General features: G+C 67.9%; 19 protein-coding genes and 1 pseudogene. 12 read left to right on the forward strand and 8 right to left on the reverse strand.

Annotation, left to right across the window (positions count from 1 at the left end; all coding sequences use genetic code 11):
• Positions 1–3 precede the first annotated feature (3 nt).
• Together tal and tkt are read right to left on the reverse strand one after the other, a co-directional pair.
• A complete protein-coding gene (tal, locus tag VGP60_RS17895; protein WP_327549151.1) occupies positions 4–1,131 on the reverse strand; it encodes a transaldolase in 1,128 nt (375 codons plus the stop codon).
• A gap of 29 nt (positions 1,132–1,160) precedes the next feature.
• On the reverse strand, positions 1,161–3,260 hold the full coding sequence (gene tkt, locus VGP60_RS17900) for a transketolase (protein WP_327549152.1): 2,100 nt from the start codon (positions 3,258–3,260) through the stop codon (positions 1,161–1,163).
• A gap of 364 nt (positions 3,261–3,624) precedes the next feature.
• On the opposite strand from tkt, the gene VGP60_RS17905 reads away from it, so the two are divergent.
• From VGP60_RS17905 to VGP60_RS17915, 3 genes are all read left to right on the forward strand, one after another.
• Complete coding sequence (locus tag VGP60_RS17905) at positions 3,625–4,605, forward strand: heme o synthase (RefSeq protein ID WP_327549153.1); 981 nt, start codon at positions 3,625–3,627, stop codon at positions 4,603–4,605.
• A gap of 168 nt (positions 4,606–4,773) precedes the next feature.
• Entirely contained in the window at positions 4,774–7,041 is a 2,268-nt protein-coding gene (locus VGP60_RS17910) for a HelD family protein (RefSeq protein WP_327549154.1), read from the forward strand.
• 10 nt (positions 7,042–7,051) lie between these two features.
• Positions 7,052–7,624 (forward strand): FKBP-type peptidyl-prolyl cis-trans isomerase, encoded by a 573-nt coding sequence (locus VGP60_RS17915; RefSeq protein ID WP_327549155.1) that lies wholly within the window; start codon positions 7,052–7,054, stop codon positions 7,622–7,624.
• A gap of 76 nt (positions 7,625–7,700) precedes the next feature.
• On the opposite strand, the gene VGP60_RS17920 is transcribed toward VGP60_RS17915, so the two are convergent.
• A complete protein-coding gene (locus VGP60_RS17920; RefSeq protein WP_327549156.1) occupies positions 7,701–8,672 on the reverse strand; it encodes a quinone oxidoreductase in 972 nt (323 codons plus the stop codon).
• A gap of 97 nt (positions 8,673–8,769) precedes the next feature.
• On the opposite strand from VGP60_RS17920, the gene VGP60_RS17925 reads away from it, so the two are divergent.
• Positions 8,770–9,084, forward strand: coding sequence for a hypothetical protein (locus VGP60_RS17925; RefSeq protein ID WP_327549157.1), 315 nt, complete (start codon positions 8,770–8,772; stop codon positions 9,082–9,084).
• Here VGP60_RS17925 and VGP60_RS17930 read toward each other — a convergent pair.
• The 5 genes and pseudogenes from VGP60_RS17930 to mptB all read right to left on the reverse strand — a co-directional run bounded on the left by VGP60_RS17930 (position 9,081) and on the right by mptB (position 14,963).
• On the reverse strand, positions 9,081–10,058 hold the full coding sequence (locus VGP60_RS17930) for a COX15/CtaA family protein (protein ID WP_327549158.1): 978 nt from the start codon (positions 10,056–10,058) through the stop codon (positions 9,081–9,083). The genes VGP60_RS17925 and VGP60_RS17930 overlap by 4 nt on opposite strands.
• A gap of 26 nt (positions 10,059–10,084) precedes the next feature.
• Positions 10,085–11,466, reverse strand: a pseudogene (locus tag VGP60_RS17935) (APC family permease).
• Positions 11,467–11,604: 138 nt separating this feature from the next.
• Complete coding sequence (locus tag VGP60_RS17940) at positions 11,605–12,411, reverse strand: ABC transporter permease (protein ID WP_327549159.1); 807 nt, start codon at positions 12,409–12,411, stop codon at positions 11,605–11,607.
• Positions 12,408–13,331: an ABC transporter ATP-binding protein gene (locus tag VGP60_RS17945; protein WP_327549160.1), complete on the reverse strand. Its 924-nt coding sequence runs from the start codon at positions 13,329–13,331 to the stop codon at positions 12,408–12,410. The genes VGP60_RS17940 and VGP60_RS17945 overlap by 4 nt, the downstream gene beginning before the upstream one ends.
• A 36-nt stretch (positions 13,332–13,367) precedes the next feature.
• Positions 13,368–14,963: a polyprenol phosphomannose-dependent alpha 1,6 mannosyltransferase MptB gene (gene mptB, locus VGP60_RS17950; protein ID WP_414640371.1), complete on the reverse strand. Its 1,596-nt coding sequence runs from the start codon at positions 14,961–14,963 to the stop codon at positions 13,368–13,370.
• 175 nt (positions 14,964–15,138) lie between these two features.
• Here mptB and VGP60_RS17955 point away from each other — a divergent pair, with 175 nt between their 5' ends.
• The 8 genes from VGP60_RS17955 (at position 15,139) to VGP60_RS17990 (ending at position 22,120) form a co-directional block, all read left to right on the forward strand.
• The gene (locus VGP60_RS17955; RefSeq protein ID WP_414640370.1) at positions 15,139–15,993 is read left to right on the forward strand and encodes a helix-turn-helix transcriptional regulator; all 855 of its coding nucleotides are present in this window, start codon (positions 15,139–15,141) and stop codon (positions 15,991–15,993) included.
• The gene (gene sufB / locus VGP60_RS17960; protein WP_327549161.1) at positions 15,990–17,438 is read left to right on the forward strand and encodes a Fe-S cluster assembly protein SufB; all 1,449 of its coding nucleotides are present in this window, start codon (positions 15,990–15,992) and stop codon (positions 17,436–17,438) included. Before VGP60_RS17955 ends, sufB begins: the two co-directional genes overlap by 4 nt.
• Entirely contained in the window at positions 17,438–18,613 is a 1,176-nt protein-coding gene (gene sufD / locus VGP60_RS17965) for a Fe-S cluster assembly protein SufD (RefSeq protein WP_327549162.1), read from the forward strand. Before sufB ends, sufD begins: the two co-directional genes overlap by 1 nt.
• Positions 18,614–18,668: 55 nt before the next feature.
• Positions 18,669–19,436: a Fe-S cluster assembly ATPase SufC gene (sufC, locus tag VGP60_RS17970; RefSeq protein WP_327549163.1), complete on the forward strand. Its 768-nt coding sequence runs from the start codon at positions 18,669–18,671 to the stop codon at positions 19,434–19,436.
• A gap of 47 nt (positions 19,437–19,483) precedes the next feature.
• Positions 19,484–20,800: a cysteine desulfurase gene (locus tag VGP60_RS17975; protein ID WP_327549164.1), complete on the forward strand. Its 1,317-nt coding sequence runs from the start codon at positions 19,484–19,486 to the stop codon at positions 20,798–20,800.
• The gene (gene sufU, locus VGP60_RS17980) at positions 20,797–21,246 is read left to right on the forward strand and encodes a Fe-S cluster assembly sulfur transfer protein SufU (RefSeq protein WP_327549165.1); all 450 of its coding nucleotides are present in this window, start codon (positions 20,797–20,799) and stop codon (positions 21,244–21,246) included. Before VGP60_RS17975 ends, sufU begins: the two co-directional genes overlap by 4 nt.
• A complete protein-coding gene (locus VGP60_RS17985; protein WP_327549166.1) occupies positions 21,243–21,668 on the forward strand; it encodes a metal-sulfur cluster assembly factor in 426 nt (141 codons plus the stop codon). The genes sufU and VGP60_RS17985 overlap by 4 nt, the downstream gene beginning before the upstream one ends.
• A gap of 119 nt (positions 21,669–21,787) precedes the next feature.
• Positions 21,788–22,120, forward strand: coding sequence for a YnfA family protein (locus tag VGP60_RS17990; protein ID WP_327549167.1), 333 nt, complete (start codon positions 21,788–21,790; stop codon positions 22,118–22,120).
• The last annotated feature ends 12 nt before the right edge of the window (positions 22,121–22,132 follow it).

The following is a 22,132-nucleotide window of genomic DNA, read 5'->3' on the forward strand; positions in this document are numbered from 1 at the left end:
CTGTCAGCCCTTCTCAGTAGCAGACACAGCCTTGTCCAGCTGGCCGGTGACGGACTCGAGGAGCTCGGTCCAGGACTTCTCGAACTTCTCGACGCCTTCGTTCTCCAGCGTGAGGAACACGTCGGTGATGTCGATGCCCGCTGCCGACAGCTGGTCGAAGACAGCCTGCGCTTCGGCGCCCTTGCCGGACACCGTGTCGCCGGTGATCTCCGCGTGGTCCGCGGCGGCGTCCATGGTCTTCTCCGGCATGGTGTTGACCGTGCCGCGGACGACGAGCTGGTCGACGTAGCGGGTGTCGGAGTAGTTCGGGTCCTTGACGCCGGTCGAGGCCCAGAGCGGGCGCTGCGCGTGGGCGCCTTCGGCAGCGAGAGCCTTCCAGCGGTCGGTCGCGGTGAGCTCTTCGAACGCCGCGTACGCGAGCTGTGCGTTGGCGATGGCCGCCTTGCCCAGCAGGCCCTTGGCCTCGTCGGTGCCGATGGCGTTGAGGCGCTTGTCGATTTCACTGTCCACACGGGACACGAAGAACGACGCGACCGAGTGGATGGTCTTCAGGTCGTGGCCGTTGGCCTTGGCCTGCTCGAGACCGGCGAAGTGCGCCTCGATGACCTTCTTGTAGCGCTCCACCGAAAAGATCAGCGTGACGTTGACGCTGATGCCCTCGGCGAGCGTCTTCGTGATCGCCGGGATGCCCTCTTCGGTGGCCGGGATCTTGATCAGCACGTTCGGCCGGTCCAGGGTCTTCCAGAGGTCCTGGGCCTCGGCCACGGTGGCGTCGGAATCCTTGGCCAGTCGCGGGTCCACCTCGATGGACACGCGGCCGTCGACACCGTTGGACGCGGTGTAGACGTCGCGGAACAGGTCCGCGGCGTTGCCGACGTCGGTCGTCGTGAGCTCACGCACGGCGGCGTCGACGTCGGCGCCGCGGGCGGCGAGCTCGCCGACCTGCTTGTCGTACGCGTTGCCCTTGGTCAGTGCGTTGGCGAAGATCGTCGGGTTGGTGGTGACACCCACGACGTGCTTGTCGCGGATGAGCCCGGCGAGGTTGCCCGAGTCGAGCCGCTCACGCGAAAGGTCGTCGAGCCAGATCGAGACGCCGGCTTCGGAAAGCTGGGCAAGCCGATCGGTGGTCATGTGTTCCCCTTTGCTTGTTAGGGAGGGAATTAGTTAGTGGTCTTGGCGAGCGAGCGGCGGGCGGCGTCGACCACGGCTTCGGCGGTGAAGCCGAACTCGCGGAAGAGCGTCTTCGCGTCCGCCGAGGCACCGAAGTGCTCGATCGAGACGTTCTCGCCGGCGTCGCCGGTGATGCGCTGCCAGGACATCGCGATACCGGCTTCGACCGAGACCCGGGCCTTGACGGCGGCGGGGAGCACGGACTCGCGGTACTCGGCGTCCTGGGCGTCGAACCATTCGAGGCACGGGGCGGAGACCACGCGGGTCGCCACGCCGTCGGCGTCGAGGGCCTTCTTCGCCTCGACGGCCAGGTGCACCTCGGAACCGGTCGCGACCAGGATCACGTCCGGTGTGCCTTCGGAGTCAGCCAGGACGTAAGCGCCCTTGGCGACGCCTTCGGTGCTGGTGCCTTCGAGGATCGGCAGGTTCTGCCGGCTCAGCGCCAGACCCGACGGCGCGTGGATGTCCTCCAGCACGGCCTTCCACGCCGCGGCGGTCTCGTTGGCGTCCGCGGGACGGACGACGTTGAGACCCGGGATCGCGCGCAGCGTCGAGAGCTGCTCGATCGGCTGGTGCGTGGGGCCGTCCTCGCCGAGGCCGATCGAGTCGTGCGTCCACACGTAGATGACCGGCGCCTTCATCAGCGCGGCCAGCCGCACGGGCGGGCGCATGTAGTCACTGAAGATGAGGAATGTCGCGCCGTACGGGCGGGTGCCGCCGTGCAGCGCGATCCCGTTGAGGATCGAGCCCATGGCGTGCTCGCGGACACCGAAGTGCAGCGTGCGGCCGTACGGGTTGGCCTTCCACATCTTCGTGGAAGCGTCCTCGGGGCCGAACGAGTCGGCGCCCTTCATCGTGGTGTTGTTGCTGCCCGCGAGGTCGGCCGAGCCGCCCCACAGTTCCGGGAGGACGTCGGCGAGGGAGTTGAGGACCTCACCCGAGGCGACGCGCGTCGCGATGCCCTTGGCGTCCGGCGCCCAGCGGGGGAGCTTCTCGGCCCAGCCCTCGGGCAGCGAACGCGTGGCGAGCCTGTCGCCCAGCGCCTTGCGCTCCGGGTTGGCCGCGGCCCAGACGTCGTAGCGTTCCTGCCACTTGGCGTGCGCCGCCTTGCCGCGGTCCAGTGCCTTGCGGGTGTGGGCGATGACCTCGTCGTCGACCTGGAAGCTCTGCTCCGGGTCGAAACCGAGGATCTTCTTGACCGCGGCGACCTCTTCGGCGCCCAGCGCGGCGCCATGCGCCTTGCCGGTGTTCATCAGCTTCGGCGCCGGGTACCCGATGATCGTCCTGACGAGGATGAACGACGGGCGGCCGGTCTCGGCCTTGGCGGCATTGATGGCCTCCTCGATGGCGACCACGTCCTCGCCGCCTTCGACGATCTGGACGTGCCAGCCGTAGGCCTCGTAGCGCTTCGCGGTGTCCTCGGACAGCGCGATGTTCGTGTCGTCCTCGATGGAGATCTTGTTGTCGTCGTAGAAGACGACCAGGTTGCCGAGTTCCTGGCGACCGGCGATCGAGGAGGCCTCGGAGGTGACGCCCTCTTCGATGTCACCGTCGGAGGCGATCACGTAGATGTGGTGGTCGAAGATGCTCTCGCCGGGAGCGGCGTCCGGGTCGAGCAGGCCACGCTCGCGGCGTGCCGCCATCGCCATGCCGACCGCGTTGGCCAGGCCCTGGCCGAGCGGGCCGGTGGTGGTCTCGACGCCGTCGGTGTGGCTGTACTCCGGGTGCCCCGGGGTCTTCGAGCCCCACTTGCGGAGCTGCTTCAGGTCATCGAGCTCGAGACCGAAGCCCGCGAGATACAGCTCGATGTAGAGCGTCAGGCTGCTGTGCCCGGCGGACAGGACGAACCTGTCGCGGCCCGGCCAGTGCGGGTCCGCGGGGTCGTGGGTCATCGTCCGCTGGAAGAGGGTGTAGGCCAGTGGCGCCAGGCTCATCGCCGTGCCGGGGTGGCCGCTGCCACAGTGTTCGACGGCGTCGGCGGCGAGCACGCGGGCGGTGTCGACCGCGCGGGTGTCGGTCTCGGTCCAGTCGGCGGGCACGTTGCGCCGCAAGAGTGGGTTGTTCTCGCTGGTAGAGGCGGTTTCGGACACTGAACTCGAACTCCCCGTCGTCAAGGTGTGGCTGACATTTTCCGTGGTGTACCCGGTGCGCACGCCGTACCAATCTCAATCGATCCCGAAGGCACGATATTCCTGCTCAGCCACGTGCGCCCGATGGCAACCGGACCGGCGCGTCCAGCCTAGTGGCTCGGCCATCAGAGTGGCTTTCGGTCGACACGCTTGTGTCAGGGCGTGTCCGGTGGATCACCGGACACATCGGACGGCGGGACCCGCGATCACGGAGCGGAAACGCCGCGTCTAACATCGGATCGGGCCCAGCCCAGCGGTGTCCCGGGTTCCACCACAAGATCACCCAGGAGCCCGTGTACCGCCCCGATCTGACACAGGGAGTGAAATGTCGTTGGTGAACGCTGCGCACGGACGCAGTGACAGCACCAGCGCCGTGCATCCGACCGGGGAACGACCTTCCGGTGGCCGGCGAAGCATTCGTTCGGTCGTCGGCGCGTACGCCGCGCTCTCGAAGCCCCGCGTCATCGAACTCCTGCTCGTCACCACGATCCCCGCGATGTTCCTCGCGGGCCGCGAAATCCCGTCGCCGTGGCTGGTTCTCGCCACGCTGGTCGGCGGGACGATGGCGGCCGGCAGCGCGAACGCGTTGAACTGCGTCATCGACGCGGACATCGACAAGGTGATGAACCGCACCAAGCGCCGCCCGCTGGTGAAGGACTCCGTGTCCCGCCGGGGCGCGCTGATCTTCGGGCTCACGCTCGGGGTGCTGGCGTTCGTGGTGTTGTTCTTCACGGTGAACCTGCTCTCCGCGGTGCTCGCGGTGACCACGATCCTGTTCTACATCTTCGTCTACACCCTGGTGCTCAAGCGCCGGACCTCGCAGAACGTCGTATGGGGCGGCGCCGCCGGGTGCATGCCGGTGGTCATCGGCTGGTCCGCGGTCACCGGGACCGTGCAGTGGCCCGCGTTCGTGATGTTCGGCGTCATCTTCTTCTGGACGCCGCCGCACACCTGGGCGCTGGGCATGAAGTACCGCGAGGACTACGAGCGCGCGGGCGTGCCGATGCTGCCGGTGGTCGCCACCGCGGAGCACGTCGCCAAGCAGATCGTCATCTACTCCTGGGTCATGGTCGCCTGGACGCTCCTGCTGCTGCCGGTGACGAGCTGGCTCTACGCGTCCTTCGCGGTGCTGGCCGGCGGCTGGTTCCTCTTCTACGCGCACAGCCTGAATGCCGCCGTACGCCGCGGTGAGACGACCAACCCGATGTCGTTGTTCCACCGTTCGAACACGTACCTGATGATCGTGTTCGTCGCGCTCGCCGTCGATTCGGCCATCGGCTTGCCCACCCTCGGCCTGCCTTTCTAGACCTTCCTCGCCCGAGTGCAATCCACGCGCACTCAAGTGCAGTTCGTGCACGCTCGAGTGCAGTTGATGTACGCCTGAGCGGAATTCGTGCGGGACGGGGGAATTCCGGGCCGGTCTCTGTCGTTGGTCCTTTCGGCCGAGTTTCTTCCAACTGCGAAAGGGCAGCGCTTGTCCGTGTCCCCTGATCGGGAACTAGACACCCCCGCCGACGAAATCGCACGTGAGCAGGAATACGTGTCGATGCTGTACCGCAAACTGGACGCCGAGCGCGAAATCGCCCAGCGCCGGTTGACGGCCACGCTGCGCCAGAGCGGTGGCACGCCTCAGGCGCGCACCGAGCGCGACGTGTCGACGGCGATGTACAGCGACAGGCTCGCCCAGCTGGGTTCCGTCGAACAAGGGCTCTGCTTCGGCAAGCTCGATTTCGCGCCCGGTACCGAGGATGAGACCGCGTACATCGGCAGGCTCGGCCTGTTCGACGAGGACGACGAGTACCAGCCGCTGCTCGTGGACTGGCGAGCGCCGGTGGCGCGGCCGTTCTACCTCGCCACCGCGGCTTCACCCGAAGGTGTGCGTCGCAGACGGCACATCCGGTCGCTGAGCCGGAAGGTCGTCGGGTTCGACGACGAGATCCTCGACCTCCACGCCGCAGACCAAGGCCAAGACCTGGGGCTCGCCGGTGAGGCCGCGCTGCTCGCCGCGCTGGAGCGCAAGCGCACCGGTGAGATGAGCGACATCGTCGCCACGATCCAGGTCGAGCAGGACCGCATCATCCGCGCCGGGCTGAACGGCGTGCTCGTCGTGCAGGGCGGTCCGGGCACCGGCAAGACGGCCGTGGCGCTGCACCGCGCCGCGTACCTGCTCTACACGTTCCGCCAGCAGCTCACCACGCGCGGCGTGCTCGTGGTGGGGCCGAACAGTACTTTCCTGCGCTATATCGGGCAGGTTCTCCCTTCGCTGGGGGAGACGGGCGTGTTGCTCGCCACTGTCGGCCAGCTCTATCCGGGCGTGACCGCCGACGGCGTCGACTCGCTCGTGGCGGCCGAGGTCAAGGGCCGCGCGTCGATGGTCGACGTCCTGACCAACGCCGTTCGCGACAGGCAGCAGGTTCCCGAGCCGGTGCTGGAGATCGAGGTCGAGCGCGAAACCCTGCGCCTGGACCGGAAAACCTGCACCGAAGCCAGGGCCAGGGCCCGCCGGTCGCGGCGGCCGCACAACCAGGCGCGGCGCATCTTCGTCTCCGAGCTGCTCGACGCGCTCACCCGCCAGGTCGCCCGCAAACTCGGCGAGGACCTGCTGGACCCGCGTGACCTCGACGACATCCGCGAGGAACTCACCGCCGACGCGAACGTCGCCAAGGCGATGGACTCGCTGTGGCCGGTCCTGACCCCGGAACAGCTGCTCGACGACCTGTTCGCCGAGCGCGAACGGCTCGCCGGCGCGGCCGGGAAACGGCTCACCGAAGCCGAACGCGAGAGCCTGGTCCGCCCGCTCGAATCGCTGTGGACCCCTGGCGACGTCCCGCTGCTCGACGAGCTCGCGGAGCTCCTCGGCGAGGACGACACCGAGGCCCGCGCCGAAGAAGCGCGCCGCGAACGCGAGGAACGCGCGTACGCCGAGGGCGTGCTGGACATCCTGGAGCAGGACGAAGAGATCATCGACGAGGAACTGCTGCGGGTCAGCGACGTCCTCGACGCCGAGCTCTTCGCCGAACGCCAGCAGCGCCGCAGCGAACTGACCGCGGCGCAGCGGGCCGCGCAGGACCGCACCTGGACCTTCGGGCACGTGATCGTGGACGAGGCGCAGGAACTGACGGCGATGGACTGGCGCGTGCTCATGCGCCGAGCACCGAGTCGCTCGATGACGCTCGTCGGCGACGTCGCGCAGACCGGCGCCCCCGGTGGTGCGAAGTCGTGGGACTCGGTGCTCTCGCCGTACGTCGCCGACCGGTGGCGGCTCGAAGAGCTGACGGTGAACTACCGCACCCCGGCCGAGATCATGGACGTCGCCGCGCGGGTGCTCGCCGAGGTGAACCCGGAGCTCGAAGCGCCGGTCTCGGTGCGCGAAACCGGCGTCACCCCGTGGCGGGAACGCTTGGCCCCCAACGAACTCGCGGACCGGATCAAGTCCCTTGTGGACGGTGAGCTCGAAGCCGTCGACGGCGGCACGGTGGCCGTTTTGGTCCCGGCCAAGCGCCTGCGGAAGCTGCGGAAGGCACTCGGTCCCGACGACGAGCGGCTCTCGCTGCTGACCGTGGACAAGGCGAAGGGCCTCGAATTCGACTCCGTCGTGCTCGTGTCGCCGGACGAGATCGTCGCGGAATCACCCCGCGGCCTGAACGATCTTTACGTGGCCCTCACACGGTCCACGCAACGGCTCGGAGTGGTCCAGACCGGCGACGATCTGTCGGTGTTGGGGGATATCCCCAACCAGTAGGGTGCGGGACATGGACAAAGTCGCCAAGATCATGGTCGCGGCAGCGGCTGCCCTGACCCTCGCCAGCTGCGGGGAGTCTTCCCAGCCGTCAGCCGCCCCCGGCTCGAACGCCCCTTCGGCAGCCGCCCCCGCGAGCACGCCGAAAAAACTCGTCGGCAAGGAGTGCACCGCCGACGACATCAAGACCACCGGGAAGTTCGGCGAGAAGCCGGAGATCACCATCCCGGACAGCTGTGACCCGCCGACCAAGCTGATCACGAAGGACCTGTCCGTCGGCACCGGCCCCGCGGCCAAGTCCGGCGACTCCCTCGAGATGAACTACCTGCTGGTCACCTGGTCCGACAAGAAGGTCCTCGACACCTCGTTCGGGAGCGAGACCTTCAAGTTGAATCTCGGCGCGGGAGATGTCATCAAGGGCTGGGACCAAGGCCTCGTGGGTACCAATGAGGGCAGCCGCCGCCTCCTGATCATTCCGCCGGACCTCGCCTACGGTGCTGGTGGCCGAGGCATCCAGCCGAACGAGACCCTCGTCTTCGTCACGGACGCCGTAAAGGTCGGCCCGGGCACTGGCGCGACCCCATAGCTCGGCTGGTCACGTCCAAAAGTGACATGAACGGACCTTTCCTAGCGAAAGACGCCAGGAAAGGTCCGTTCATGGCTTACGGGACGAGCAGGAGCTTTCCCGTGGTCTTGCGGCCTTGCAGGTCCTCGTGGGCCTGGCGGGCGTCGGCCAGCGGGTAGCGCCCGCCGATGCGGATGTTCAGCGAGCCGTCGAGCACGGCGCCGAACAGGTCGCCCGCCCGCCAGTCCAGTTCCTCGCGAGTGCGCACATAGTCGCCGGTCGTCGGCCGGGTCAGGTAGAGGGATCCGGCTGTCTTGAGCTGCTGCGGGTCGATCGGCGGCACCGGGCCGCTCGCAGCGCCGAACAGCGCCAGCAGGCCGCGCGGCTTCAGGCTGGCCAGGCTTCCGTCCACAGTGGACTTTCCGACGCCGTCGTAGACCACGGAGACACCTTCGCCGCCGGTGAGTTTCCTTGTCGCCTCGGCGAAATCGACCTTGTCGTAGCGGATCACGTCGTCGGCGCCGGCTTCACGCGCGAGCTGCTCCTTCTCGGCCGTCGACACGGTCCCGATCACCCGGGCGCCGCGTGCCTTGGCGAGCTGCACCAGCAGCAGGCCGACACCGCCGGCCGCGGCGTGCACCAGGATGTCGTCGCCCGGCTTGACCTCGTAGGTCGAGGCGACCAGGTAGTGCGCGGTCACGCCCTGCAGCAGGGTCGCCGCGGCGACCTCGTCGGACACGCCGTCCGGCACCTTCACCGCGACGTCGGCGGGCACCAGTTTGCGCTGGGCGTAGCTGCCGATCGAACCCTGCCACGCCACCCTGTCACCGGGCGCGAACTCCGTCACCTCGCCGCCGACGGCCGCGACCGTCCCGGCGCCTTCCTGCCCGAGGACGAACGGCAGCGGGATCGGGTAGATCCCCGACCGGTGGTAGGTGTCGATGTAGTTGACGCCCGCGGCCGCCACGTCGACCAGGATCTCGTGCGGTCCGGGGTCGCCGACCTCGACCTCCGCCACGGTGAGTACCTCGGGGCCACCGGTCTTGGTCACCTGCACTGCCGTGGGCATGCGTCCTCCTTGGGTGCGCGATCTTTTCCGTCGGTTGTAACTATGGCTGGCGACACGATGCTCCGCGGTCCGGGGCGTGGGCCGTTAAGCTCGCGGAGTGGCTGAGGAAACTGAGAAGACGATCGCCCCCACCGGACGGCAGCTGGCGGCCGCGCGCGCATTCGTCGCGGAGCACGGCAAGTCGTCGAAGGCCGTGGTCGAGAACGTCGGCAGGGCAGGGGCGCGGGTGGTCCTCGTCGGCGCCGACGGCGCACTCGGCGACATCTTCGTGCCCAGCGTGGCCACGGGTGAGGCCCTGGTCGAGGCGGTCGAAGACCTCGAACCGGCCGAGTGGGACAACCCGACGGTGAACCTGGTCAAGATCGGCCCGGCCCACCGGCGGAAAATGGCCGGTCCGCTCGCGCGTCGTTAAGCCTTTACGTCGACCTTGGCCGAGTCAGCGGGAGCGGGTTCGAGCGAAGTCACCGGGCCTCGGTCACGCGAGGCCGTCCACAGTGCCGCGGTGGCGACGATGACGAGCGCGGAACCCAGTACGTGGAAGGAAACCAGCGCCTCCGGCACACCGAGCGCGTACTGCAGTGTGCCGAGCCCGCCCTGTGCCAGCGCGACGACCCACGCGACGGCGTAGTGGTTCCACAGCCGCTTCGGCGCCCCTGCCCGGCGTAGCTGCACGCCCAGCGCCGCGAGGACCAAGAGGTAGACGACCAGCAGGCCGCCATGGATCTGCGCGAGCGTTTCGATCGGCGCGTTGAGCCGGTGCGTTTCGGGGTCCCCGCCGTGCGGGCCGGCGCCGGTGACCGTGGTGCCCGCCACCAGAACCGCCCACATCGAGACGACGAGCGCCACCAGGAGCTTGCGGGTCGGCGCCGGGATCAGCCACCGCGCGGGCTCGTCACCCTCGTTGAACGCGCGCAGCAGCAGGACGGCCAGCCAAACCAGGGGAGTGGAGGCGAGGAAGTGGATCGCGACCGTCCACCACTCCAGCTTCGCCAGCACCGTCATCCCGCCGAGAACGGCCTGCAGGACGACACCGCCCGGCATCGCCCACGCGAGGGTGACCAGCCGCTTCCTGTCTGGGTGGTCCTGCCGGATCCGCCACGCCGCGAGCACGCACAGCGCCGCGACCAGGATGACCACCCCGGTGAGCATCCGGTTGCTGAACTCGATCCACTGGTTCAGCGCGTGGTACTCGGGGTGGTCGACCGGGAACATGCTGCCGGAGACACATTGCGGCCAGGTCGGGCAGCCGAGCCCGGACCCGGTGACGCGCACGACCGAACCGGTGACACCGATACCGGCCTGCGCGATCACCGCCGCCACCGCGATAGCCCGCTGAACAGCGCGGGAAGGGTACGGAAGGCGGGCAACGAGAGTCTGCAACGGCACGTCCGGAGCTTACTCGCGAGCGGTTTCTAGCCTGACGACCCCACGGATTCCTTGTCCTTTTCCCTGCTCGCGCGCATGAAGAGCCAGTTGATGCCCCAGAGCAGCAAACCGGCGGCGAGCAGGATCGCGGCGACCTGGTAGTCCCGGCCGGGACGGCCGGAAAGCGGGCTCACCAGGTACAAACAGAAGATCGCGGCGAATACCGGGATGACGGTCGGCGCCCGGAAGTGCTTGTGCTCCACCTTTTCCCGGCGCAGCACCAAGACCGCGATGTTGACTATGGCGAACACCACAAGCAGCAGCAACGCCGTCGTCCCGCCGAGCACGCTGATGTCCACTGTGGACACCAGGACGATGGCGATCGCGCTGGTGAACACGATCGCGACCCACGGGCTTCGCCGGAACGGGTGCACCGTGCCCAGTTGCTTCGGGATGATGCGCTCGTTCGCCATGCCGTAGAGCAGGCGGCTCGCCATCAGCATGTTGATCAGCGCCGAGTTGATGACGGCGAACAGGCCGATCGCGGAGAAGATCTCCCGCGGCAGTCCGGGCGCGCCGACGTCGAGCACCTTGAGCAACGCGTTGCTCTTGGCCGCCGCGAGGTCGTCGGCGGGCACGAGCAGCGAGGACGTGACCGACACGAGGATGTAGATGGTGGAGGCGACGACCATGCCCCAGAGCATCGCCTTCGGGAAGATGCGCACCGGAACATGGCACTCCTCGGCCATGTTCACCGAGTCCTCGAACCCGACCATCGCGAAGAACGCCAGCGAGGTGGCCGAGGTGATGGCCACCAGCGCGGTCTGGTTCCCGGTGTCGATCTGGGTGAGCCTGCTCGCGTCACCGTTGCCGTTGATCACCGCCCACACGCCGACGCCGATGATGATCAGCAGCCCGGACAGCTCGATACAGGTCAGCACCACGTTGGTCTTGACCGATTCGCTGACGCCGCGGAAGTTGATCGCGGCCAGGCCGAGGATGAACGCGATGGCCACCCACGGCATCGGCGCGGTGATGAACTCCGCGAGGTAGGTCTTGCCGAACGCGACCGCCGCCGAAGAGGCGGACGTGATGCCCGAGCACATCACCGCGAACGCGACCATGAAGGTCAGATCGGGATTCTGAAGGCCCGGTTGGTGTAGAGCGCGGCGCCGGCCGCTCTCGGATACTTCCCCACGAGTTCCAGGTAACTGAACGCGGTCATGAACGCGACGACGAAGGCGACGAGGAACGGGAGCCACAGCGCACCACCCACGCGACCGGCGACTTGGCCGGTGAGCGCGTACACGCCGGTACCGATGATGTCTCCGACCACGAAGAACAACAACAGCTTCGGGCCCATCACCCGATTCAGCGCTGGTTGGCCGGATGGCCCGGTTTCCTCTTTAATGCCGGTTGTGTCCACCATGCCGAGTCAGTGCGCAGTAGTTCGGCCCGCGCGGATAGCCGGTTGATCGAATCGATGCGGCCCGGCGACGAGATGCCGACATCTCGTGATCTCTTGGCAACTAAGAGATCGCCATCTGTCGACAGATGGCGGGAGGGGTTACGTGAGTTTGGTGGTGCGGGTGGCGAGGGCCCCGACTGCGACGGCCCAGACGACGAGGACGGCCAGCGGGCCCCAAGCGAAGGTGCCGTCGACGAGGGCGGCACGCAGGCCCTCGGCGAGCGCGCCTGAAGGCAGGAGCCCGACGATGTCGCCGAACGCGCCCGGGAGCGACGACGGCGCCAGCAGGATCCCGCCGGCGAGCAGGAGCACGAACCAGATGATGTTCGCCAGCGCCAGCACGGCTTCCGCGCGCAGCGACCCGCCGAGCAGGACACCGAGCGCGCCGAAGCTGAGCGTGCCCGCGAACAGGAACACGACCGCCGTCACCAGCCCGCCCGGCGACGGTGACCAGCCGAGCAGTGCCGCGACGACACCGAGCGCGATCGCTTGCAGCGCAACGACCACCAGCGCGGCCACCACACGTCCGGCGACGAGCAGCCACGGCGGCAGCGCGGTGGTGGAGAGCCTTTTCAGTACCCCGTAACGACGATCGAAGCCGAGCGCGATCGCCTGCCCGGTGAACGCGGAAGACATCACCGCCAGTGCCAGGATCCTCGGCGTCACCCAGTCCACTTTGGACGTCGAACCGAGGTCGGCGGCGGGCAGGATGTTCAGCAGGCTCAGTCCGATGAGCAGGGCCATCGGGATCAGCAGCGTCAGCAGGATCTGCTCGCCGTGCCGCAGCGTCAGACTCGCCTCGACGCGGGCGTGCGCGAGCAACATGTGGCCGAGCTTGCCGCGGCCCGGCGCGGGGGTGAACGTGCCCGGCGCGAACCGAGGGTGGCCGTTGGTGGTGGCGCTCATGTGCGGAGTTCCCGTCCGGTCAGCTCGAGGAAGACCTCTTCGAGATCCCGCTTCCCGACATGCAACTCTTCGGCCAGCACGCCCTGCTGCGCGCACCACGCCGTCACCGTCGAAACGACCTGCGGGTCGACGCGGCCCTCGACCCGGTACGCGCCGGGTGCCGACTCACGCACGAGGTAGCCCTCGGGGAGCGCGGCGGCGAGGAGGTCGGTGTTGAGCCTGGAGCGCGCCTTGAAGCGCAGCTGGCCGTCGGTGCCTTCGGCGGTCAGGTCGCTGGGGGAGCCTTCGGCGATGATCTTGCCGCCGTCGATGATCACGACGTCGTCGGCGAGCGCTTCGGCTTCTTCCATCAGGTGGGTGGTGAGGAGCACGCTCACGCCGTCGGCGCGCAGCGCGCCGAGCAGGTCCCAGACCAGGCGGCGGGCCTGCGGGTCCATCCCGGCCGTCGGCTCGTCGAGGAACACCAGTTCGGGACGGCCGATCAGCGCGCACGCCAGCGAAAGGCGCTGCTGCTGACCGCCGGAGAGCCGCTTGAACGGCGTGCGCCGCGCGGTGCCGAGACCCAGGATGTCCAGCAGCCAAGCCGGATCGAGCGGGTTCGCCGCGCAGGCCGCGACCAGCCGGAGCATCTCTTCGGCCCGCACTCCCGGGTACGCGCCGCCGCCCTGGGGCATGACGCCGATCTTCGGGCGCAGCGCGGCACTTTCGCGGACCGGGTCGAGGCCGAGGACGCGCACGGAACCGGAATCGGGCTTGCGGAAGCCTTCGCAGATTTCGACGGTGGTCGTCTTGCCCGCGCCGTTGGGCCCGAGCAGGGCGAGCAGGCGTCCGCGTGCCATCCGCAGGTCGAGGCCGTCGACGGCGGTGGTGGATCCGTAACGCTTCACCAAGCCGGTGATCTCAACGGCGGGGGCACTCACGACCGTTCACGATACGCACCACCTCGCACCCCCATTTCAGGAGGGCGCGAGGTGTTCGGGGAGATGCTTCGGCGGGCGGGACAGCAGCAGCGGCGCCATCCGGTGGACGACCAGCACGGCGAGCCCGACCACGACCACGGCCGCGAGGTAGGCGTACGGCAGGACGTAGGACCGCCCGTCGAAAGTGCTTCCCGTCGGCGGCAGCAGGAACGGCAGGCCCGCGCTGATCAGCGTCGCCGCGACCCGGAACCTCGACGTCCCCGCCGAGGCGGCCAGCGGGATGACCGCCCACAGCACGTACCAGGGCTGCAGCGCGACGTGCAGGATCATCACCGCGCCGAGCGACACGCCGAGCCCGATCATCGGCCGGTACCGCCACTTGAAGCTGTCCCACAGGAACTTCAGCGTGATCGCGCCCGCCACGATGTAGCCGAGCATGCCGAGGATCGGCACCAGCGCGTTCGTGTGATTGCCGAGGCCGAGCAGGATCCCCAGCACCCCGCCGAGGTTCGCCAGCTCCGCGGTGGGCGAGATCCAGCTGCGCACCAGACCCGGCGTGCCGAGCGCGCCGACCCAGCCGAAGCCGAGCCCGGACCCGACACAGGCGATGACGAGCACCACGGCGAACAGCAGCGCCATCGGCGCGCCCGCCCGGAAGAGGTCACTCAGCTTTCCGTGCCAGCGTCTGGCCACCATCACCGCGAAGAACGGCAACGCCAGCACGGCGTTGAGTTTCACCGCGACGCCGAGGGTGATCACCGTGACGCCGAGCGCGATGAACAGCAACTCGCCCTTCGCCAACGGTGGCGGGCTGTCCCCGGCTATGCGCACCGGCAGCCTTCGGATGCCGAGTTCGAGGCCGGCGACCATGAGCCCGATCGCGAGCGCGTCGTTGTGCGCGCCGGCGACGAAATGGAAGATCAGCAGCGGGTTGGCCGCGCCGAGCCAGAGCGCCGTCGCGGGCTGGACGCCGAAGCGGCGGGCCAGTTTGGGCAGCGCCCACACGATCAGCACGACGCCGACGAGTGCCACCGCGCGCTGCAGCAGCACGCCGACGACGACGTCGGTGCCGGCGATCGGGGCCAGCCAGCTGCCGAGCTTCAGCAGCAGCGGCCCGTACGGCGCGGGGGTTTCGCGCCACATGTTGGAAACACCGGAGGTCAGCGGGTCGCCGATACCGAGCGCCTGCGCGGGCCCCAGCTCGTACGGGTCCATCCCGCGGTGCACGATCTCGCTCTGCGCGAGGTAGCTGTAGACGTCACGCGAGAACAGCGGCGGGATGAACAGCAGCGGGATCAGCCACATGACCAGCGTCCGCCGGAGCTGGCCGGGGGTGGCGAGCCGTTCGCGGTCGGGCCGGGCGAAGCGGCCGAGCATCAGCCAGCCGATCACCAGCATGCCCATCCCGGCGAACGCGATCGCCAGCGAAACCGTCGGGATACGGGCGAACAGCCGCAGGATCGGGATCTCCTGCACCGGGTTCAGCACCGGCGCCGCACCGGCGCCCAAGGACCCGAACGCGAGCAGGAGCGCGCCCACGATGCCGAAGCGGCGGACCACGATGAGCGCGCGGTGTTCGCCGTCGTTGAGGGGTTCCGTCTTCGCCGGGCGCACGAGGGACGCGACCACCACCGCGGTGCCGCCGCCTGCCTGCTCGGACCCGGTCGGCGGCACGTCAGTTTCCCGCTGCGCGGAATGTTCGCCGATAGCCACGGGGGAAGGGTATCGAGTCGGTGCCGGAGTGACCCCGCTCACCACCCCGGGCCCAGCCTTTGCCCTTCCGCCGGAAATAAGACACACTTGTGTTGTGAAAAAGGTGGGCACCGGGGAACTGGCGGGTGGCGACGTGCGCCGCACCGCGGGTTCCGGCATGCCCGCGCAGGTCAGCGCCGATGGCCGCACCCGGCACGAGGTCGCGAGGCTGCTGCTCGAGCAGGGTCCGATGACGGCCGTGGTGGTCGCCGAACAGCTCGGGATCAGCCCGGCGGCGGTCCGCCGGCACCTGGACGCGTTGCTCGCCGACGGCGAGACCGAAGCACGTGACGCACCTCGCCGTGGCCCGCGTGGCCGTGGCCGTCCGGCGAAGCTTTTCCTGCTCACCGAGTCCGGCCGGGCCCGCTTCGGGCACGCCTACGACGACCTCGCCGTGTCCGCGGTCCGGTTCCTCGCCGAGCACGCGGGGGAGGACGCCGTGCGGGCGTTCGCCGAGCGTCGCGTGGCGACCTTGGTGGGTCCGCATATGGACGCCGTGACCAGCCACGAGGACCCCGTCCGGCGAGCCGAGGCCCTCGCCATCGCGCTGAGCCGTGAGGGTTACGCTGCGTCGACCCGTCAGGTCGGCGCCGGCGCGCAACTCTGCCAGCACCACTGCCCGGTCGCCCACGTCGCCGCGGAGTTCCCGCAGCTCTGTGAGGCCGAGACCGAGGCGTTCGCCAAGCTGCTCGGCACCCACGTGCAGCGGCTGGCGACCATCGCACGCGGTGACAACGCGTGCACCACACACGTACCCGTCGCTTCGGCGGGTATCCCGGTTGAACCCCAGCCGGAATGCACGACTGAAGTGAACGTTCCCGAAGTAGAAGAACGCACCACCCCCGTTCGGACGGCGCAGCCGGCCGACGGGCGATCCACCCGGATCCCGATTGGAGGGAAACCCGTATGACTGCCGCCGCCGAGCAGCGCACTCCCACCACCGCGCCGCTGAGCCAAGAAGAGACGATCGACTCCCTTGGCAAGTACGCGTATGGCTGGGCCGACTCTGATTCCGCTGGCGCGAGCGCCAAGCGCGGACTCAGTGAGGATGTCGTGCGCGACATCTCGGAGAAGAAGTCCGAGCCCGAGTGGATGCTGGATACCCGCCTCAAGGCGTTGAAGCTGTTCGACTTGAAGCCGATGCCGAACTGGGGTGCCGATCTTTCGGGCATCCACTTCGACACGATCAAGTACTTCGTGCGGTCCAGTGAGAAGCAGGCCACCAGCTGGGAAGACCTGCCAGAGGACATCAAGAACACCTACGACAAGCTCGGCATCCCCGAGGCGGAGAAGCAGCGCCTCGTCGCCGGTGTCGCGGCTCAGTACGAGTCCGAGGTCGTCTACCACTCGATCCGTGAGGACCTCGAGGCCCAGGGCGTGCTGTTCCTGGACACCGACACCGCGCTGAAGACGCACCCGGAGCTGTTCGCCGAGTACTTCGCGTCGGTCATCCCGGCCGGGGACAACAAGTTCTCCGCGCTGAACACGGCCGTGTGGTCCGGTGGCTCGTTCATCTACGTCCCCAAGGGCGTCAAGGTGGACATCCCGCTGCAGGCCTACTTCCGGATCAACACCGAGAACATGGGCCAGTTCGAGCGGACCCTGATCATCGTCGACGAAGACGCCTACGTGCACTACGTCGAAGGCTGCACCGCGCCGATCTACCAGTCCGACTCGCTGCACTCGGCGGTCGTGGAGATCATCGTGAAGAAGGGCGGCCGGTGCCGCTACACGACCATCCAGAACTGGTCGAACAACGTGTACAACCTGGTCACCAAGCGCGCCAAGTGCGAAGAGGGCGCGACCATGGAGTGGATCGATGGCAACATCGGTTCCAAGGTGACCATGAAGTACCCGTCGGTCTTCCTGATGGGCGAGCACTCCAAGGGCGAAGTCCTCTCGGTCGCTTTCGCCGGTGAGGGCCAGCACCAGGACGCCGGCGCCAAGATGGAGCACCTCGCCCCGCACACCTCCTCGACGATCGTGTCGAAGTCGGTGGCGCGTGGCGGTGGCCGCACCTCGTACCGCGGCCTGGTCAAGATCGCCAAGCGGGCGCACCACTCGCGCTCCAGCGTCGTCTGTGACGCGCTGCTCGTCGACACGATCTCCCGTTCGGACACCTATCCGTACGTGGACATCCGCAACGACGAGGTGTCGATGGGCCACGAGGCCACGGTCTCGAAGGTCAGCGGTGACCAGCTGTTCTACCTCATGTCCCGCGGTCTGAGCGAGACCGAGGCCATGGCGATGATCGTGCGCGGGTTCGTCGAGCCCATCGCGCGTGAGCTGCCCATGGAGTACGCGCTCGAGCTCAACCGGCTCATCGAGCTTCAGATGGAAGGGTCCGTCGGCTGATGACGTTGACCGAAAACAATGTCGCTGCTGCTGCGCGGGAGGACGGTGGGACGCTGGTCCCGGCGGCCTCCCGCGCGGAGCGGTTCGCTTCCTACGACGTCGAGGCCTTCGAGGTCCCGCGCGGTCGCGAGGAGAACTGGCGCTTCACGCCGATGAAGCGGCTTCGCGGACTCCACGAGGGTCCCGTCGCCACCGGTGAGGTCAAGGTCGACGCCGATGTGGCCCCCGAGGTCAGCGTCGAGACCGTCGGCCGTGAGGACGAGCGTCTCGGCAAGGGCGGCACGCCCAGCGACCGCATCGCGGCACAGGCCTACTCCTCGTTCACCGCCGCCACCGTGGTGACGGTGCCCAAGGAGACGCGCGCGTCGAAGCCGTCGGTCATCCGGATCACCGGCCCCGGTGAGGGAAACCTCGCCTACGGCCACGTCCAGGTGCGCGCCGAGCGGTTCGCGGAAGCCGCGATCGTGCTCGACCACGTCGGCTCCGGCACGTACGCCGACAACGTCGAGTTCGTGATCGAGGACAACGCGCGGCTCACCGTCGTCAGCGTGCAGGACTGGGCCGACGACGCCGTCCACGTCTCCGAGCAGCACCTCAAGCTCGGCCGTGACGCGCGACTGCGGCACATCGTGGTCACCCTGGGCGGCGATCTCGTCCGCGTCAGCCCGACGGCGACCTTCGCGGGTCCCGGCGGCGACGTCGAGATGCTCGGGCTGTACTTCGCCGACGCGGGGCAGCACCAGGAGCACCGGCTCTTCGTGGACCACGCCGAGCCGAACTGCAAATCGAACGTGATGTACAAGGGCGCGCTGCAAGGTGAAGGCGCCCACGGCGTGTGGATCGGCGACGTGCTGATCCGCGCCGCCGCCGAAGGCACCGAGACCTACGAGGTCAACCGGAACCTGGTGCTGACCACGGGGGCGCGCGCCGATTCGGTGCCGAACCTGGAGATCGAGACCGGTGAGATCACCGGCGCCGGTCACGCCAGCGCGACCGGCCGGTTCGACGACGAGCAGCTGTTCTACCTGCAGTCACGCGGGATCGACGAGCAGCAGGCCCGGCGCTTGGTGGTCCGTGGGTTCTTCCACGAGATCCTGGCCAAGATCGACATCCCTGAGGTGCGCGAGCGCCTGCAGACGGCGATCGAAGCCGAGCTCGAAGCCGTCAACGCGTGATTTTGGGTCAACACCGCCCGTGCCCGTACTGAACTGACTTAGGAACGAAGAAGCCATGGCAACTCTGGAAATCAAGGACCTGCATGCCTCCGTCATCACCGACGAAGGCGACAAGGAGATCCTCAAGGGCGTCAACCTGACGATCCGCGGGGGCGAGACCCACGCGATCATGGGCCCCAACGGCTCCGGCAAGTCCACCCTGTCCTACGCGATCGCCGGTCACCCGAAGTACGTGGTGACCTCCGGTGAAATCCTGCTGGACGGCGAGAACGTGCTCGACATGTCCGTCGACGAGCGCGCCCGCGCCGGCCTCTTCCTGGCCATGCAGTACCCGGTCGAGGTCCCCGGCGTCTCGATGTCGAACTTCCTGCGCACCGCGGCCACCGCGGTCCGGGGCGAGGCTCCCAAGCTCCGCACCTGGGTCAAAGAGGTCAAGGAAGAGATGAACAAGCTCGAGATCTCCTCGGAGTTCGCCGATCGCAGCGTGAACGAAGGTTTCTCCGGTGGCGAGAAGAAGCGCCACGAGATCCTGCAGCTGTCGATCCTCAAGCCGAAGATCGCGATCCTCGACGAGACCGACTCAGGCCTCGACGTCGACGCCCTGCGCGTCGTGTCCGAGGGCGTGAACCAGTACAAGGCGGCGAACGAGGTCGGCGTCATGCTGATCACGCACTACACGCGAATCCTCAAGCACATCACGCCCGACTTCGTGCACGTCTTCGCCGGCGGGAAGATCGTGGAGTCCGGTGGCGTTGAACTGGCCAATGAGCTCGAAGAGAACGGCTACGTCAAGTACGCGGGCGCGCAAGCGGCCGCAGTCTGATCCGGTCTGCCGAGAATCCAAGAACGACACCGAGAGGAGTTGGCTCGATGACCACCACCACGGCTAACTCTGTCCCCTTGGGGACACCGTTGGACGTCGCCGCGTTGCGGGCCGACTTCCCCATCCTTTCCCGTACCGTCCGGGACGGGAAACCCTTGGTGTACTTGGATTCCGGGGCGACCTCGCAACGGCCGACCCAGGTACTCGACGCGGAACGGCGTTTTCTCGAGACGTCCAACGCGGCCGTGCACCGTGGTGCGCACCAGCTCGCCGAAGAGGCCACCGACGCCTACGAGTACGCCCGTGCGCGTACCGCGGAGTTCGTCGGCACCTCGCCGGAGGAACTGGTGTTCACCAAGAACGCCACCGAGGGCATCAACCTGGTCGCCTACGCGATGAGCAACGCCGCCACCGCCGGTCCCGAAGCCAAGCGCTTCGTGATCGGCCCCGGCGACGAAATCGTCATCACGGAGATGGAGCACCACGCTAACCTGGTGCCGTGGCAGCAGTTGTGCCAGCGGACCGGCGCCACGCTCAAGTGGTTCTCCGTCACCGACCAAGGTCGCTTGGACCTGTCGAACATCGACGAGCTGATCACCGAGCGCACGAAGGTGGTCGCGTTCGCGCACCAGTCCAATGTGCTCGGCACGATCAACCCGGTCGCCGAACTCGTCGCGAAGGCCAAGAAGGTCGGCGCACTGACCCTGCTGGACGCGTGCCAGTCGGTGCCTCACGGTGTTTTCGGCCAGGGCACGGTGAACTTCCGTGAGCTCGGCGTGGACTTCGCGGTCTTCTCCGGGCACAAGATGCTGGCCCCGTCCGGAATCGGCGTGCTGTACGGCCGTTCCGAACTGCTCGAAGCGATGCCGCCGTTCCTGACCGGTGGCTCGATGATCGAGCTGGTCCGGATGGAAGGCTCGACCTTCGCGCCGCCGCCGCAGCGGTTCGAGGCCGGTGTCCCGATGACCTCACAGGCCGTCGGTCTCGGTGCCGCCGTGGATTACCTTTCCGTGGTCGGCATGGACCGGATCGCCGCGCACGAACACGCTCTCGCCGAAGCCGCTTTGCGGGGCCTGGGCGAAATCCCCGGTGTCCGGATCATCGGCCCGACGGAGATGGTGAACCGTGGCGGCACGGTCGCGTTCGTGATCGACGGGGTACACCCGCACGATTCGGGGCAGGTGCTCGACAGTCTGGGCATCGCCGTCCGCGTCGGACACCATTGCGCGTGGCCGTTGCACCGGCAGTTCGGGATCCCCGGTACCGTGCGGGCGTCTTTCTATCTGTACAACACACTGTCCGAAGTGGACGCTCTGATCAGCGGTGTCCGTGAGGCTCAGCGCTTCTTCGGGGTGGCGAAATGAACCTGGAAAGCATGTACCAGGAGATCATCCTGGACCATTACAAGCACCCGCACGGCCGAGGCCTGAGGGATCCCTTTGACGCGGAGTCGTTCCAGGTCAACCCGACCTGTGGCGACGAAGTCACCCTGCGCGTGAAGCTCGACGGTGACAAGGTCGCCGACATCTCCTACGAGGGGCAGGGCTGTTCGATCAGCCAGGCGTCCACGTCGGTGATGACGGACCTCGTCGTCGGGCAGTCTCTGGAGGACGCTTTCACGAAGCTCGACGCGTTCGTCGAGCTGATGCAGGGACGCGGCAAAGTTGAGCCCGACGAAGACGTGCTGGAAGATGGAATAGCGTTCGCGGGCGTGGCGAAGTACCCCGCGCGCGTGAAGTGCGCGCTGCTCGGCTGGATGGCATTCAAGGATGCGGTGGCGCGCAGCGCTACCGGAGTGGAGACGGCATGAGTGACGAGACGACGACGAAGGTGGCTGAAGCAGCCGCCGAAGTACCCGAACATCGAGAGGGCCGCACCGCGGCCGACCTGCCGGACCAGGTCGAGCCTGCCGTGGCGCTCGCCAAGCTCGAGGACGTCGAAGAGGCCATGCGCGACGTGGTCGACCCCGAGCTCGGGATCAACGTCGTGGACCTCGGACTGGTCTACGACATCCGGGTCGAGCAGGACAACTCCGCGACCATCGACATGACGCTGACCTCGGCGGCCTGCCCGCTGACCGACGTCATCGAGGACCAGACCCGGTCCGCGCTCACCGCCGACGGACTGGTGAACGATTTCCGGATCAACTGGGTCTGGATTCCGCCGTGGGGTCCGGAGAAGATCACCGACGACGGCCGCGAGCAGCTTCGCGCCCTCGGCTTCACGATGTAACTCGCCTTAGAGCGGGAGCAAGGGACCTTTACTGCCGTTTCGCGGTAGTAAAGGTCCCTTGCTCCCGCTTTTTGGTCTCATACGCCGTATAACGACCTATACCGCGCGGGGGTGTCGAGTTGTCTGTGTTGCGGTCGGTGCCGCTGTTCGTACTGGCGGCGTTGCTGGAGATCGGCGGCGCTTGGCTGATTTGGCAAGGCGTGCGTGAGCACCGCGGCTGGGCGTGGATCGGCGGTGGTGTCGTCGCGCTCGGGCTGTACGGCTTCGTCGCGACACTGCAGCCGGACGCCCAGTTCGGCCGCATCCTCGCCGCGTACGGTGGTGTGTTCGTCGCCGGGTCGCTGGTGTGGGGCATGGTGGCCGACGGCTACCGTCCCGACCGGTTCGACGTCCTCGGCGCGTTGATTTGTCTCGCTGGGGTAACTGTCATCATGTACGCGCCCCGATCGTGAAAACATCCGGCT

It is taken from the genome of Amycolatopsis sp., assembly GCF_036008905.1.
In the GTDB taxonomy this organism is placed as follows: Bacteria; Actinomycetota; Actinomycetes; order Mycobacteriales; family Pseudonocardiaceae; genus Amycolatopsis.